The organism is Microcoleus sp. EPA2 (genome assembly GCA_020882975.1).
GTDB lineage: Bacteria > Cyanobacteriota > Cyanobacteriia > Cyanobacteriales > Microcoleaceae > Microcoleus.
Genome location: JAHRFD010000008.1, coordinates 110,215 through 125,435, shown reverse-complemented (window position 1 = coordinate 125,435; position 15,221 = coordinate 110,215). Strand labels below are relative to the sequence as shown.

Sequence of the window (15,221 nt, the reverse complement as noted above, 5' to 3'; positions counted from 1 at the left end):
ACCTGTGATTTTAGCAATAAAAATATGCTCAGCCCCCATAGAATTGCTGCCTTAACTGCTACATTCACCGCTGCTGCTTTCAGCTTGTTGACCGCACCCGCTATGGCATTTTCTATAGGTGCAACCAACAATACCGAAACTTTAAAAAACCAGTTGTTAGGAACTCAGACAGCAGGATTGAGTAATTTCTCTGTGTCAGTGACTGGAAATAGTGCTGCTTTTGGTACTTTTACAAATGACCCCTTTGGTTTGCACTCAGGTATTGTTCTCAGCACTGGCAGAGTAACTGACATAGCCGGCAAGAATAAAAAAGATAATCTGTTCTTCAATAGCACTGATTTAAACACTGACTTTGGCCCTGATGGTGAAGCTGGAGATTTAACTCAGCTCAACCTCAGTTTTTTTGCTGACTCTAACGCGGAAAAGTTGTTCTTTGAATATGTATTTGGTTCCGAGGAGTTTCCTGAGTTTGGTGGTTCTCCCTTTAATGACGATTTTGAATTGCTGTTGAATGGCAATAATTTGGCCAAGTTGAGCGATGGCAAAGCCGTTACCATTAATAATCTGGTTCCCGATCTAAATAATCGCTCTCAAGATCACTCTGACTATATCAATAATCCAGTCGTGACAGGCCTGGCTGCTAATATTATTAAGCTGGATGGCTTTACTAAAATTTTAGGTTTTGAGGGTTTCCTCAATAAAAATCAGACGAATGTTCTCAGCATCCGCATTAAAGATGTGGGGGATGGTAATTTAGATTCTGCTGTATTTATTAAAAGTGGTTCTTTGGCTACCCAAAAAGCCGAACCGGTTCCCGAACCTATGACTCTGGGGGGTTTGATAGCCGGAGTTGCGATGCTCGCCACAGGCAGAAAATTGCGCGCTCGACTCTAGGAATCTCCTGTACGGGCATTAGTCCTGATGCCACAACGGACTACCCAAAAATCACAACACAAATAACGAATAATTGATAACTAATTAACACTGATTAACTGTGAACAGTACCATCGGGTAAGATAGTTCCCGATAATCTGGCTCCGGTAAGTTTTACCATTACTCGATCGCCATAACCGATTTTAGCTCCTGTTAAATCTGCACCACTTAAGTCAGCGCCACTTAAATCTGCTCCGATTAAGTTAGTTTCTCTCAAGTTGGCATTGATTAAACAAGCTCCTAACAGGTTCGCTCTGAACAAATTGGCTTTATGCAAATTTGCGGCTGTGAGGTTAACATTATGTAGAAAGGCATCACTTAAGTCCGCTTGACTCAGGTTAGCATTGCTCAAGTTTCTGCCGGAAAAATCCTTTTCTTTTAAGGAAGCTCCTTTGAAGTTGGAGCCGCTCAAATCGGGACTTTGTGGGGTAGCGGGGCGGTAAGATGAGGATGAGGATGAGGATGAGGATGAGGATGAGGATGAGGATGATGGGTAACGGGGGGTAGTTGAATAGGGCCCAGAAGGATTTGGAGAAGAGTTGCCAGCATATTTTCCAGGATAAGCTTCAGAAGAATAACGGGTTTCTTTTGGGCTTGCCTGTGGTGGCTGAGTATTTTGGTATGGAGAGTTTTGGTATGTAGAGTTTTTGTACTGAGAGTTTCTGTATTGAGAGCTTTGGTACTGAGAGCTTTGGTACTGGGTGCTTCTGTGCTGGGTGTTTTGGTGCTGGGTGTTTTGGTGCTGGGTGTTTTGGTGCTGGGTGTTTTGGTGCTGGGTGTTTTTGTGTTGACTATGTTGATGCTGAGCCCTGGGCTGAATCGATCGCAATTTTTCGCGAGCTTGATTAATTTCCTTAATCTTTGCTTCAGCTTTTTCTAGCAATCTGGGCCGATCTTTGGGAATGCGATCGGGGTGCCAAATGAACGCTAAATCCTTGTAGGCTTGGGTAATTTCTTCAGGAGTTGCTCCCGGCAATAGTTCCAGCACTCTATAGTATTGGTCGAGGTCGTTCATGGTACCACCTTTCGCTTTCAGAAATTAGGAATTAAAAATTAAGATCGGAGTAAAGGCTGCTCTCAAAGCTGGCTTCCCCGATCGTACATTAGATGAACATTAACTCAGTTATGCCGCTACTGGCAAAAAATCCCGGATTCGCTGCAAATATGTTGTGGCATCTTCCAGCATCGGAAAGTGAGATGTATTTGGAATTATAACAAATTCTACTTTGTCGCTGAGGGAAGCGGCTTGTTTGCCCATGATTGCCGGAATAATTTGATCGAATTCTCCAGCTACCAGCAGTGTGGGAACACTTAGGCGCGCAAATTCTTGGGGCATTTCCTCCGCTGCTTTTTTGCTGACTGCTGTCACCATTGTACCTATAGCCGCTTCCTCATCAGCCATTAAGAAATCCTTTAGAAATGCCAAACTGACCTCTGTCGGCAGGGAGCGGTGCAAAAACCGTGCCATAAATAGGCGATCGACAAACGGAATAGCAGCCAACCAAGGTGGCCGGAATTTAACCACATAGCCACCGAATTTGTGAAAAGTTGTAAAGGCTTTTTCCTCGTATTCAAAAATGCCACTGCAAGTCAGAATCGCTTTTTCTACTTTTTCGGGATAAAGGTTAAGGAATAAAGTAGCAATTGATGCACCTGTGGAATGAGCATTTAGATAGACGCGACTTAAATTCAAAGCTGCTAGTAATTCGGCCAAGTCATGGGCATAGGTTTCGAGTTCGTAGCTAGACTCAGGAGGATTTTTTGGCAGTGGAGAACGTCCAAAACCTCTCATATCATAAAGCAGACAATCAAAGTCCTTGGCAATAGCCCGCGCCGTGCTTTCCCAGTAACGGGCTGAGCCTGCCCATCCGTGCAAAAATACCATCACAGGTTTGCCGCTGGGCCCGCCAGTTGCGTCTGCTGTTATCCACTCGTAATAATGTTCTACACCGCGAATTGAAATAAAAGCCATGATCTCGATTTTAGATGTTAGATGTTAGATTTTAACTCATAACTGGTTCCCAGGAAGAGCCTGGGAAACAATATCTAGAGGCTCTGCTTCGTTTCCGAAAATCTGAAAAAACTGCCTGGTTTCGGAACAAAAATTGGAGCCAGAGCCTCCGGATCTGCGTTTCCAGGCTCTTCCTGGGAACGAGTGGAAAGAAATCATAAGTCTTAAGCAGCGGATGCAGCTAGCCAAAATAAGCCATCTACTAAAAGCGTGCTCAAAACTGCTCCACTGAAGGCCCGCCAGTGCAAAGTGCGATCGCGCAAACTCACCAAACCCACACTTAAAAGCACAGCAATTAAAACCAGAGCCCAACCTATGCCCCAAGGAGTTTCAATTTGTCCGATCGCACTTTGAAAAATCGGCATCGCCAATTCCGGTTCCGCGTGCATGACTTGCCGCCAGTAGGGCATCAAACCGGTTAAGTAAAAATATAAATCAGTAATAGCAGTGCCAAATAGCGAACCTAAATAAAAATATGCTCCCACTTTTCCCCAAGATTTGCCCAAGCACCAAATCGCAAACGGCAAGCCAATTGCTTCTATAGGTAGATGTAAAATTGGTTCCCACCTAAACCAGCCCCAATAGATCGAACCTGCCAGCCAACATCCGGCAAATCCCAACAATAAGTCTCCCCAAAGTTGGGTTTTTGGGCGAAAAATGAAAATCAAACTAAGTACGAACCACGGGATGGTTGAGAGCAAACTGATGGTTGGATACAAACGCACTAATGGTGCTTGCACAAAAACTGGAATTGAGACTAAAAAAGCTGAGGCACCAAATATCAACCACTGCTGGAGGCTATTTTTTCTGTCTGAAGAAGATACAGAATTTTCGAGGGCCGTGAGATTGAAAATAGGCGCGATCGCTGAGGATAATAAATTAAAGTTAAACAACTGATTGGACTCCGTAACGTTTCAATAAGTGAACTAAAAATGTTGCCGCGGTGGCGGGTTGAAAAGTTTCCCTACCGTCGGCTGTGTGAATGATTTGCCAGCCTAGGGCGGTTTGGGGTTGGTGCCACAAATCTAAATGGGCGATGGGTGGATCGGCATAAAAACTATCTCCACCGCCACCGAGAATAGCCGAACTCCACTGTGTAAAGCGATCGTGGCTGATGCGGTGGATAGGAAAAGTGCCCCCTAGGGGTACTCCCCAACCGTCTAAAGCAATGAAGGCAGCGACTTTGCCGCCGATTTGTTGCCACATCCACGCCGCCCCGATCGCCCCAACTACCCCAGCCGAAAAGCTGACCAAGACTAGACTTTCTCCAGCTAACTCCTCCCTGCACAAAAAGTGGAAGATGTCAATGGCCGAGAAAGGTGGATGTTTATGAGCAGGAAAAATCTTGACAGGGTAGAATGTTTGGGTATTTTGCCTGGGTTGTGCATCTCCCCAAACCTCTGAAATTCCCGCCAGGAAAGCATCAGTCAGTTTTGGGTCGTGAATTCCGGGACAAATTACCAGTCTCATCTTGCTTCAAGAAAATTAATTATGAGCTTAACATAACTTTACTTTATTGTATAGCTTAATTAATTATATGCCATGCAGGGGGATAGGATGTTAAACTGATAACAGAGTTTTGTTTGAAGGGTATCCCCCCAAAATAAACGCTGGGAACGCTCCGAGACACCGACAGCAGAGGCAAAGTCAGGAAGTCTTAAGAAAACATAAAACTTAACGCTTTCTGTCCCCGACCCTGGGAAGCTATAAAATAGGTTTCTTTGTGGGTGAATCGCTGCTAAGCCCAATATTTTTTATAGAAGCCGGGTTTTTTTCCGTGATTTTTATTCATCCTTCCTGCGACTCTGAAAATCATCTAAATTGAGGAATACAAAGTGGTTGCTTCTCCCGAAAAAATTGAGTTCAAAACATCTGGTGCACAGGAAAACAGCGATCGCGTAGCTGTCTTGCTGATGGGTTACGGCGAAGTCGAAAGCTACGACGATTTTGCCAACTACAACGAGCAAGCTTTAAACTTACTTACGGCAAAGTTTGCACCGGTACCGACTTGGATCTATCCACCGCTGGCGAAGATTTTAGCGATTTTCGACTTGCATGAGTGGAGTCATCAACACGGTCAATTCGTGTCGCCGCACAATGCAATTTTTGAACAGCAGCGCGCTGGGATCGAGAAGAATTTGCAGGAAAAATGGGGCGACAAAGTAAAAGTGTTCAAAGCTTTTAACTTTTGCGCGCCCTTTTTGCCGGAACAAGTAATTCCGCAAATTAAGGCTGAAGGATTTGATAAAATTCTGATTTATCCGCTGTTGGTTGTTGATTCTGTTTTCACTAGCGGGATTGCGGTGGAACAGGTGAACAATGCTTTAGCACAAACCTTTGATGGCAAAGAACATTGGGTAAAAGGACAGCGCTACATTCCTTCTTTTTACGATGAACCTGCCTACATTAAGTTAATGGCGGATTTGGTGGAAGAGGAAATTAAGAATGATTTAGCAGTAGCACATTTGCCTTCTCAGATTGGGATCGTGCTCATGAATCACGGTTGTCCGCACAAGGCGAAGGGCTTTACTTCCGGGATTGTGGAAAGTCAAGCTTTGTACGATCGCGTGCGGGAACGTTTGATGTATCGCTATCCTTTGATTTCGGTGGGCTGGCTGAATCATGACACGCCGCTGATTGAATGGACGCAACCGGATGCGACTTTAGCTGCGAAGAATTTGATCGATTTGGGTGCAACTGCGATCGTATTTATGCCGATCGGATTTGCGACAGAAAATCACGAAACATTGTTAGATGTAGATCATGTGATTGAGGGTTTGCAGAAGCAACGTCAGGGAGTTACTTACCGCAAATTACCTTGTGTAAATGACCATCCTGAGTTCCTGAAAATGGCCGCAGAGTGGGCTAATCCGCAGATTGAAGCGTTGTTGAGTGAGACGGCTGTGGCGGTAAATCCGAATTTGGTTGTCCGGGATCACGTACATTCTCATGGCGATCATGGACATAATCATGGCGATCACGGCCATAATCATGGCGGGCATTCTCATGGAGATCATGGTCATTCTCACGGCGGCCACGGGCACAGTCATTAATTAGGATCTCAGAAACCGGGTTTTTTGCGAGAATACTGCGTTGAAGACGACAGATTGAGTAAAAAACCCGGTTTTTTTGTGGGAGTGGGTAATTTGAGATTGATTTAGGTGAAAAGGGCGATCGACCTTTGGTGTTTTTGCAGAAAGGGCGATTTTTTTTCTCATTTATGTTATTGTAAAACTTAACAATTGCAGCCACCATCTTGTTGGGGTAAAAAATGGGAAGCAGTCTTACTGACGTAATAGAGCGCTGGCAATCTCTACCGAGTAACTACTCAGAAGCCGAGCTGGCAATGAACTTAATGCCTCTGATCTGGAAGGCTATAGGTCTTAACTTCAATCAGATAAAAACTGGAAGTTTAGGTTCTGGAACAGGCTTGAGACCCGATTATTTAATATATGACGAATTAGACAAGCCACCTAGAATAGTTGTTGAAATTAAAAAGCGTACTAGCTTATTTTATGATGCTCCAGAGCAAGGGTTTTCCGATTTTTGCCAGCAGCAAAACCTTTATAAAGAGGCAGTAGGCTATCCCATTAGTACAAGAAACAATGGCATTAAGCAGTACCTCGACAATATAAAACTAAAAGACCAACTTGATTATATAGCTCCTTACGGGTGGGTATTTAATGGTGACTTCTTTCAAGTTTGGAGGCGAGTTGACGGGCTGGTTTTCCCTTTAACTCCCGTGCTAAAAGTGACAGCAGCAAATTTTCATAAGCTTTTGCATCAATTAGAGTATTGCTTGACTACTCAGCGGGCTTTGGTAACAGCTATTTGGAATCAGAAAGGAGGCGTAGCAAAAACAACTAATACCATCAATCTAGGCGCCGCACTGGCGACAAAAGGCAAGAAAGTTTTGCTGATTGACTTAGATCCGCAAACTGATTTAACCAGAGGGCTGAAAGCCAGAATTATAGTTAAAGATTGCTTGGATAAGTGCATTGATAAACTTCAACTTAATGACTACAAAAGCGCCAAGGATATTTTGAGGGCTGCCGTCCAAGTCCGCAAGTTCAAGACAACTCATAGCCAGCATTTTTCCTTGTCAGTTTTGCCGATAGAGGAGAACGAATTAAAAAAGTTTAGAGAGAAAAGTAAAGACTTTCCAGACCGGAGCAAAAGGTCATTCATCGAGAAAATGATTAAACTACTTAGTGACGACTACGACTACGTATTCATTGATGCTTCACCTACAATAGATGTCTTATCAGTGGGGATGCTTGCTTCTTGCGACACTGTTTTAATCCCTGTGGATTTTGACAAAAAATCACTGCATCATGCCGCAGGAGTTGACAAATTTATTCCTACATTGAGAAATACGAGGGTTGATAAGGGGGAATTCCCTGTTGCTCCCTGGAACCTGGGTCTAGTGTTTAGTAATTGTCCGGCTGAAAAGGGCAATATCCTTCAGAATTACATCGACGAGACAATCAAAGAACTAAAATTTACTGGGAAACCATACAAGACTGAGTTGAAAATTTACACTCAGACTAAAGTTGCAGAATTTTCACAAGTTCCAGTAATTTGCTGGCACAAATCCCCCATTACTAAACTATACAATGACCTCGCCAAAGAGGTATTTCTAGAACACAACTTTATCGATAATTAGCAGGTAATTATGGCACTTTTTCAAGAAGAAGAATTCTCGAATGACATTACACTGGGACAAGTTTTGCGATTACCCTGTAAGTTTATTCAGGGTAAGTCAAATCTAGCTTCAAAACAAATCGAAGCCATAGCACAGCAGTTGAGTGAAACTGACAAAAACATTTTGCCTGTTGTAGTTAAGCTATTAGAGCAAGACAACTACCAATCCGTTTTCAATACTCAGATATTAGATGGAGCCCGTTTAGCTAAAAAGGATTTTATCTGGTGCATCATTGTTGATGAGCCAATGCTGGCACAGTTACAAATAGAAGCTGGGCTGGTGATTGCTCCGCCAATAGCAGTAACTAATATCCTGGTTGCTTCCGAGCAAGAAATCCAGGAAGCATTAGAGCGCATCAAAGCTCAACAGCCTAGTTTTGACAAGGTTGATTCCTTGAAAACTGCAAAGGCGATAGTTGAATACAGGAAGACAAAAAAGCCTAAGAACCTAACTTTTTTGACTACTTTAAAATGTGGAATCGGGAAAGCAAAAATTCCCGTGATATCCGATTTTTTCACCGTTAATTAATACCAATTTTCCATGAAACAGAATGACGATCGCACTTTCCTTCAAATCACCATCGAAGCTACCAATGTCTAAACCGTTCATCTACTTACATCGGGAATTGCGCACTCCGACCAAAGAAACCGGGTTTTTGGCAGTTTCTGCAACTGTAACGCGTCTTCTCAGCAAAAACCAGGTTTCTGACTACCCGCGCGTAAGTCCCACTTTAGTTAATCAGCGATTTTTTAGCGACATCTCTTTATACTTCTTGTAAAATGCGACTATTCAAACGCTCGTATTCATCCTCTAGCAGCCACATTTTAGCAGCTTCGTAATTGTCACTACAAAAAATAACTTTATAGTTTTGTGCCGGATTATGAATACAAAATTTCCCCGATTTTTCCTTAACTAACATCAGGATATAAGGAGGAGAGATCAGAGTATCAGCCCAGATTTCCGCAAACTCCCACTCAGTCTCTTGCTCTGATTCTTGACTGATCTTAGTAGCTTGTGCGGGGTCTTGTGCGAGGTATGACATGATATTTACCTGTGGTTTTCTTAATTTTTATTTCACCGTATTCTAGTGGTATCCGAGTACCGTCTGCTTTCAGTATATAACCAATTGGTTCTGAAAAGTACAATCCATAGCGTTCATAATTGTCCTCTGGATCGTCCGCTCCTGTGCGTTCCCCTCTTAGCTTGATTTCTGCGGCGACTCTTTCCATTGTTTCTCTATCATTAAAGAGATGGACGATTCCTTCGGTTTCAAGCTCGCTTTCGGCTTTTTGAGTTCCGGGGAGATGTTTGTCAATGAGACTGGTTCTGGTTTCTAGAGTAAGTTCGCGGTCAATTCCACTCATACTGCTCGATCGAAATTCATCGTTTATTTTCCTCCGTTATTTATGCTTTGGTTAATCTCTACGCAAACAATGCAGCCACTGACACGCTCAAACCAGGCAACAAAAGACTGGTTAAATTATCTTCCTTAAACAAAGTTATCGCTAATTTCAAAATCCCATTTTCCCGCAGGTAAACTTCAACTTTTTGCTGTACTCTGTCAAAAATCCAATATTCTCGCACGCCCTGAACCGAATATAATTTTAACTTAGATTGCCGATCGCGCCTTTCATTTTCTTCACCCGGAGACATCACCTCTACTACCAACTCCGGCGCACCAGCCAAATGTCCCGACTCATCTAATATTTGTGCTAAACGCTCATAGCTTACCCAAACCACATCAGGTATAACTTCGTCTGTATCTGTGAATACAACACCCGGATTTGTTGCAGCTTCACCTAAACCCGTCTGTCTTGACCAAATAGTTAACTCAACGCAAACATTATTAGTAACTTCTTGATGTTTCCACTGTGGCATTCCTGTTACAATCAATTCTCCTCCGATTATCTCATAACGGTTGCCATTATCGGGTAATGATTCTAAATCAGCGCTTGTCCATCGAACTTTTTCTGTAGTTGACATAGCTTTGACTCCGCTCTGTTCTATTTTGATTATATCTGATATCTTCCACAAGTAGGTTGGATCTCGCTGTTGGTCAAACCAAGACTTTATTTTAAATCTTGTTCCTTGGGCGGGGGCGGGTTTATTATATTGTTGGTTCCCCACATAAATTGTTTGTAAAACCCGCCCCTACAATGGTCTGTATGGACGGGTTTTACAGATATTATTTTAGGCTAATAAATAATCTTAATCAACCCGCTCCGACTATCCTAATTGAATGGCTATTTCCCCAACCAACTTATCAATCTCCGCCTCAGTGGTAAAATAGTGAACGCAAGCCCGCACGCAATCTGGATTCAGAATTGTCCGCACCATAATTCCCTGTTTCTCTAACAAATCAACAAGCTTTTTGTGCGGCATCCCATTAGTTAATCGAAACGAAACTAAACCCGCTTCTGGTGCAGAAGTTCGCAAACATTCTACATGACTCAACTCCGATAAACCCTCCCAGAGATACTTGCTCAAACGGCAGATTTCTGCATACCTTTCTGCCACTGTACCCCATTCATGTTGCAGGGCGATCGCACTTCGCAAACCCCCATACAAAGGATAAGCCGAAGTCGCAATTTCGTAACGTTGAGCTCCCGGTTTTAAGCCAATAGGCTTAGCATTAGCATCCGTGACAATTCCCCGCCAACCGATAAACACCGGATGCAAATCGACCAAAGCATCTGCACTCACATAAAGTCCGCCCAAACCCTCCGGGCCGCACCACCATTTGTGACCAGTAAAAGCATAAAAATCAACCCCAGAATCAATCAAATTCAAAGGCAAAACCCCTACTGATTGAGCCGCATCAACTAACACTCTAACTTGGTGATGCTGCACAGACAAACCCTCTTGTCCCCCCCCTTGACAAGGGGGGGCTAGGGGGGGTTCTATATCTGTTCTTCCCCCCGATTGAATCAAGGAAAACTCCTCTTGTCCCCCCCCTTGACAAGGGGGGGCTAGGGGGGGTTCATAACCTTGATGACACACCTTAACAATCTCAGCCAGAGGCAAAACTTGGCCAGTATTCCACAAAATATGACTGATTACCAACAACCGAGTATTTGGCTGTAAATAACTAGCAATTACCTGCACCGCATCCCCCCCATTCAAAGTAGCCGCCAACGGACAAACCGAAACCTCAATGTTGAAACGGCGCTGAAGTTCCATTACACTAGCTACAATGCCGGGATGTTCGCAGTCAGAAAGCAATAAATGGTCGCCCGGATGCCAATCAATGCCCCACAGAGCAATATTGCAGCCGACGGTGACATCTTCAGTCAGGGCGATGGTTTCAGGAGGGACGGCTAACTCCGAGGCGATCGCACGTCGCGTCAGCATCGCCTCCTGAGCCACCCAAGCACCGATTTCCGCCGAAAACGGCCCCCCAACCTGCACCCGTTTGTAGGCCCCATAAATCGCCTCTAAAGCAGGCTCAGGCAACGGTCCTTGTCCGCCGTAGTTAAAATAAGCTTTATTGGTCAAAGCTGGAAACTGTTGTCGGTGTTTGTCTTTTGTCATTTTTGCTGCGGAATTAATTGATAGCGTTAATATTACATAAATGTCGATCGTCAAAAATCTCTCTCAAAAAAGCTTCTTCCTTCTTCCCTCTTCCTTCTGCTAACACTAAATGTTAATAACTGACAAACTGCTACTTTCCTATCAGCGATGCAATCTCCGAGCATTTTTAGACAGTTGCGGAGACTGGAAACAACAAGATCCACCAAGCGATTTTCTGCTAAAATTGATGCGTGACAGCGCCACATACCAGCAGGAAACTTTAGAATCAGATAGTTACCAACAACCATCTTATCCTAGAGGGGATTGGGCGGCTGGGGCGGCGGCTACTTTAAGTTTAATGCAGCAAGGAGTCGATCGCATTTATCGAGGGGTGCTTTACCAAGGTGAATTAGGCAAAACCAATGGTGAAACAGATTCTCTTTTAGGAATTGAGCGTCAATATTTGCCAGACATCGGCGAAATTCCCGAAACTCCTGTTCACCTTTCCTCCTCTATTCTACACTCTTTGGCAATCACCTTCGTCAGCCGCCCGCATTTATTAATCAAACAGCCTGGTACTTCTAAATTTGGCGACTGGAGTTATGCGACGGCAGATATTTGGCTCAGCAAGCGACCAAAACTAGACTATCAAATTATTGCAGCTTTTCACGCACAATTGTTAGCTTCTGTCCAGGGAACTATGCCTGATAATGGGTGGTTAATGCTGCGCACAAAAGGACTTTGGGCGGTGAATCTCCATCAGCGAATGCCTCAGATGTTTGAGATGTTGGATGAGTGCATTAAAATGTTAAAAAGTAAGGCGAAACCAGAAGTTTTTATCTCCCGTCAAAAGTGTACTCTTTGCACTTGGTATAGCACTTGTCATGAGGAAGCCACATCTATTAAACACCTGTCGCTATTGCCGGGAGTTACGGCTAAGCGATATGCTACCTTAAAAGTTCTCGGATTGACAGATTTAGAATCTTTGGCTAATGCTAATTCCGATTTATTAGCGAGTTATCCTGAGTTTGTCGCGGGAGTAGCTGTCGATGTGGTGCAGCAAGCGCGATCGACTTTTTTGAATCAGCCATTTGTGCGGGAAGAAGGAAGAAGGAAGAAGGAAGAAGGAAGTGAGAATTATGCCGCAGATAGCCAATCTGAAATAGTACCAAATATTGCAGACAATATTTTGAATAACATCGCTATTGAGAAATCAGAAAATAATGGGAGTATAGAAACTGGTTTTTCTTACCAAAATACTTCGTTGCAGCCCGCAAATTCGGTAAAAAACCCGGTTTATTTGCTCGAAGTCGATAAATCATCTACGAAAAATAAACAGGCTAAACTTTCTGTACCTCCGCCGATTCTCCGCCAGAAACCAATTCCTTATTCCCAATCGGTGTTTTTGCCGATCGCACCCATCGAGATCTATTTCGATATAGAAGCAGAACCAGAATTAAATCTCGATTATCTCCACGGAGTTTTAGTCATTGATAGGTATAATAACACTGAAAAATACTACTCGTTTTTGGCGGAAAGTGCCGCAGAAGAAGGAGTAGCATGGTCACAATTTTTAGAATTGATGTGGACTTATCCCATTGCTCCGATTTTCCACTTCTGCGACTACGAAATTAAGACTTTCAAGCGATTAGCTAAACTTTACAACACGCCAGTTTATTTATGGAAACCTGTGCTGAAGCGGTTTGTGGATATCCATAAATATGTAACCCAAAAGGCGATTATGCCGGTAGAAAGTTATGCGCTTAAACCCATCGCCCGTTGGCTGGGTTTTGAGTGGCGAGATGCTAAGGCTAATGGTGCTCAGTGTGTCTGTTGGTACGAGGAGTGGTTGCAAACTGGCGATCGCTCTCTCTTGGAGGCGATCGTCCGCTACAATGAGGATGATTGTCGTGCTACTTATGTGGTTAAGGATTGGTTAACCAATTTTTTGCTAAATCATAAACCTTGAATTTATGATTTAACGAACCGCGAAGACGCTAAGGGCGCGAAGGAAGAAAGGGAAGAAGATAGGTAATAATGTATTTATTCGGAAAATGCGCAAGCTAGCAAAAGTAACTATATTTATTGTCTGTTTTTTGGTGGCAGCGGCTGCTGTTATTTTGATGAATCTTTCTGCTCAATCTTTTGCTGTAACTCAAATAGATTTTATCGGTAGGGCGATTTTTCCGACGGGTTCTCTGTTTGGGGGGACGGAAATTGGTGGACTTTCGGGAATTACTTATGATGCTGACAAACAAGTTTATTATGCTATATCAGATGACCGCAGCATCAAGGCTCCGGCACGTTTCTATTCTCTCAAAATTAACTTGCAATCTGGTAAGCTGGAAAAAGAGCAAGTTGTTTTTAGTGAGGTAACAACTTTATTAGATGAAAACGGCAAGAGTTTTCCTGAATTAAGTTTAGATCCTGAAGGGATTGCTTTTACTGGTAACAGTCTATTTGTTTCTTCTGAGGGTGATGTCGATCGCCAAATCAATCCCTTCATCAAAGAATTCTCCCTAGATGGTAAGCTGCTCAAAACTCTGTCAATTCCTGACCTGTTTTTGCCCGATGACAAAGGGACTAAAGGTATCCGCAACAATCTAGCATTTGAAAGTTTGACTTTGACGCCAGACAAAAAATATCTATTTACAGCCACAGAAAATGCCTTGGTTCAAGATGGCGCAGTACCTTCGCTGCAAAGTGGTACTCCGTGCCGGATTTTGCGATATGATGCTGTTAGTGGCAATTTAGGGCGAGAATTCCTTTACATCACTGAACCGCTACCAGCGGGCGCTAATCCTGCGGGAAAATTAACGGCTAATGGTTTAGTGGATTTACTCGCGATCGACGAAAATCGCTTGGTGAGTTTAGAGCGTGGTTTCTCTCTGGAAACGGGAACTAGCATCAAACTGTTTGAGATTTCTCTGGAAAAGAGCGATCGCACCTTCGGAGTCGAAAGCCTCAAAAGCCCTCCTGGCGAGGTGTCTCCCGCTCAAAAACGGCTGCTGCTAAACTTGGAAACCCTGAAAGTCCCCCTGGATAATATTGAGGGGTTGACATTGGGCCCGGTGTTAGGCGATGGTAGCATTGGTCTGATTTTGGTGAGTGACAACAACTTCAGTCCGTTGCAGGAGACTCAGATTTTGGGCTTCAAAATAAAAGTTCAAAAAACCTCTTGACAAACGGTACGGTTATAAGCATAATAGAAATTGTGCCTGAAAGAAAGGCAAAAACGAGGGACAGTAGTTCAATTGGTTAGAGCACCGCCCTGTCACGGCGGAAGTTGCGGGTTCGAGCCCCGTCTGTCCCGTTCTCTCGTAAATCGAATATAAATCGAAGGTAAAAATTTTAAACTTTTGATTAGTTATTCTCAGGATTAAGGAGCCGCAACATATGATTGTTACGCCCATTAACCCCTCAACGGAAAAAACTACACAACGGGTAATATTATCTCATATCAGTTGGCAGACTTACAAAAGTTTACTAACAGAAATGGGAGACAAAAGATCTTCGCTACTTTCTTATTCTCAAGGAGTCCTAGAAATTATCATGCCATCAGACTTGCATGAAATTATTAACTGTTTGCTGAAACGGATTGTTACAGCTTTAACAGAGGAGTTAGACTTGAAGATTAAGGGGTTTGGTTCGACGACTCTCAACCGTGAAGATTTAGAACAAGGTGCAGAGCCGGATTCTTGTTTTTATATTCAAAATGTCGATCGCATTCTAGGGAAAAGACTTGACATCTCAACAGATCCCCCCCCAGACTTGGTGATTGAAGTTGATATTACCAGTCCCTCTTCTAATCGATTTGTAGTTTATACACAGCTAGGAATTCCTGAAGTTTGGCGGTATCGATTGCAAACTGTACAAATTTATCAATTGCAAAACCGAGAATATATTAGCTGCGATCGCAGTCCGACATTTCCGATTCTTTCTGTAGCAATGCTCAATCAACTTTTGCAGATGGCAGAAACTCAAGATGATAATGCCATAATTCGCTCTTTGCGTCAATGGGTGAGCGAGCAGTTGCGATCGCCCGAAAATCAACAACCTTAG

15 protein-coding genes and 1 tRNA gene are annotated in these 15,221 nt (G+C 43.4%); 8 read left to right on the top strand and 8 right to left on the bottom strand.

Annotated features, from left to right (window positions below; translation table 11 throughout):
- Nucleotides 1–24: 24 nt before the first annotated feature.
- Nucleotides 25–894 (top strand): choice-of-anchor L family PEP-CTERM protein, encoded by an 870-nt coding sequence (locus tag AAFP14_RS10245; protein WP_341732155.1) that lies wholly within the window; start codon nt 25–27, stop codon nt 892–894.
- 94 nt (nt 895–988) lie between these two features.
- Here the strand turns inward: AAFP14_RS10245 and AAFP14_RS10240 are convergent, their stop codons facing one another.
- The 4 genes from AAFP14_RS10240 to AAFP14_RS10225 form a co-directional block, all read right to left on the bottom strand.
- On the bottom strand, nt 989–1,948 hold the full coding sequence (locus AAFP14_RS10240; protein WP_341732154.1) for a pentapeptide repeat-containing protein: 960 nt from the start codon (nt 1,946–1,948) through the stop codon (nt 989–991).
- A 108-nt stretch (nt 1,949–2,056) separates the two neighbouring features.
- Entirely contained in the window at nt 2,057–2,905 is an 849-nt protein-coding gene (locus AAFP14_RS10235) for an alpha/beta fold hydrolase (protein WP_341732153.1), read from the bottom strand.
- 203 nt (nt 2,906–3,108) lie between these two features.
- Nucleotides 3,109–3,837: a DUF3120 domain-containing protein gene (locus tag AAFP14_RS10230; protein ID WP_340551159.1), complete on the bottom strand. Its 729-nt coding sequence runs from the start codon at nt 3,835–3,837 to the stop codon at nt 3,109–3,111.
- Entirely contained in the window at nt 3,830–4,414 is a 585-nt protein-coding gene (locus tag AAFP14_RS10225; protein WP_341732152.1) for a hypothetical protein, read from the bottom strand. Before AAFP14_RS10225 ends, AAFP14_RS10230 begins: the two co-directional genes overlap by 8 nt.
- A 365-nt stretch (nt 4,415–4,779) precedes the next feature.
- Between AAFP14_RS10225 and AAFP14_RS10220 the strand changes: the two genes are divergently transcribed.
- The 3 genes from AAFP14_RS10220 (at nt 4,780) to AAFP14_RS10210 (ending at nt 8,177) form a co-directional block, all read left to right on the top strand.
- Nucleotides 4,780–5,997, top strand: coding sequence for a ferrochelatase (locus AAFP14_RS10220; protein ID WP_341732151.1), 1,218 nt, complete (start codon nt 4,780–4,782; stop codon nt 5,995–5,997).
- Between the two features lie 218 nt (nt 5,998–6,215).
- A complete protein-coding gene (locus AAFP14_RS10215) occupies nt 6,216–7,610 on the top strand; it encodes a ParA family protein (protein ID WP_341732150.1) in 1,395 nt (464 codons plus the stop codon).
- Nucleotides 7,611–7,619: 9 nt separating this feature from the next.
- Nucleotides 7,620–8,177 (top strand): hypothetical protein, encoded by a 558-nt coding sequence (locus tag AAFP14_RS10210; RefSeq protein WP_341732149.1) that lies wholly within the window; start codon nt 7,620–7,622, stop codon nt 8,175–8,177.
- Nucleotides 8,178–8,412: 235 nt separating this feature from the next.
- Here the strand turns inward: AAFP14_RS10210 and AAFP14_RS10205 are convergent, their stop codons facing one another.
- The 4 genes from AAFP14_RS10205 to AAFP14_RS10190 all read right to left on the bottom strand — a co-directional run bounded on the left by AAFP14_RS10205 (nt 8,413) and on the right by AAFP14_RS10190 (nt 11,180).
- Nucleotides 8,413–8,691: a hypothetical protein gene (locus tag AAFP14_RS10205; RefSeq protein WP_341732148.1), complete on the bottom strand. Its 279-nt coding sequence runs from the start codon at nt 8,689–8,691 to the stop codon at nt 8,413–8,415.
- Nucleotides 8,654–9,013 (bottom strand): DUF6972 family protein, encoded by a 360-nt coding sequence (locus AAFP14_RS10200; RefSeq protein WP_341732147.1) that lies wholly within the window; start codon nt 9,011–9,013, stop codon nt 8,654–8,656. The genes AAFP14_RS10205 and AAFP14_RS10200 overlap by 38 nt, the downstream gene beginning before the upstream one ends.
- A 58-nt stretch (nt 9,014–9,071) precedes the next feature.
- Complete coding sequence (locus AAFP14_RS10195) at nt 9,072–9,632, bottom strand: Uma2 family endonuclease (protein WP_341732146.1); 561 nt, start codon at nt 9,630–9,632, stop codon at nt 9,072–9,074.
- A 243-nt stretch (nt 9,633–9,875) separates the two neighbouring features.
- Nucleotides 9,876–11,180, bottom strand: a complete 1,305-nt coding sequence (locus tag AAFP14_RS10190; RefSeq protein WP_341732145.1) for an aminotransferase class V-fold PLP-dependent enzyme — start codon at nt 11,178–11,180, stop codon at nt 9,876–9,878.
- Nucleotides 11,181–11,289: 109 nt separating this feature from the next.
- Between AAFP14_RS10190 and AAFP14_RS10185 the strand changes: the two genes are divergently transcribed.
- The 4 genes from AAFP14_RS10185 to AAFP14_RS10170 all read left to right on the top strand — a co-directional run bounded on the left by AAFP14_RS10185 (nt 11,290) and on the right by AAFP14_RS10170 (nt 15,221).
- A complete protein-coding gene (locus AAFP14_RS10185) occupies nt 11,290–13,128 on the top strand; it encodes a TM0106 family RecB-like putative nuclease (RefSeq protein WP_341732144.1) in 1,839 nt (612 codons plus the stop codon).
- 85 nt (nt 13,129–13,213) lie between these two features.
- Complete coding sequence (locus tag AAFP14_RS10180; RefSeq protein ID WP_341732143.1) at nt 13,214–14,341, top strand: esterase-like activity of phytase family protein; 1,128 nt, start codon at nt 13,214–13,216, stop codon at nt 14,339–14,341.
- A gap of 57 nt (nt 14,342–14,398) precedes the next feature.
- Nucleotides 14,399–14,472: transfer RNA gene (locus tag AAFP14_RS10175), tRNA-Asp, on the top strand.
- A gap of 83 nt (nt 14,473–14,555) precedes the next feature.
- Nucleotides 14,556–15,221, top strand: coding sequence for a Uma2 family endonuclease (locus AAFP14_RS10170; RefSeq protein WP_341732142.1), 666 nt, complete (start codon nt 14,556–14,558; stop codon nt 15,219–15,221).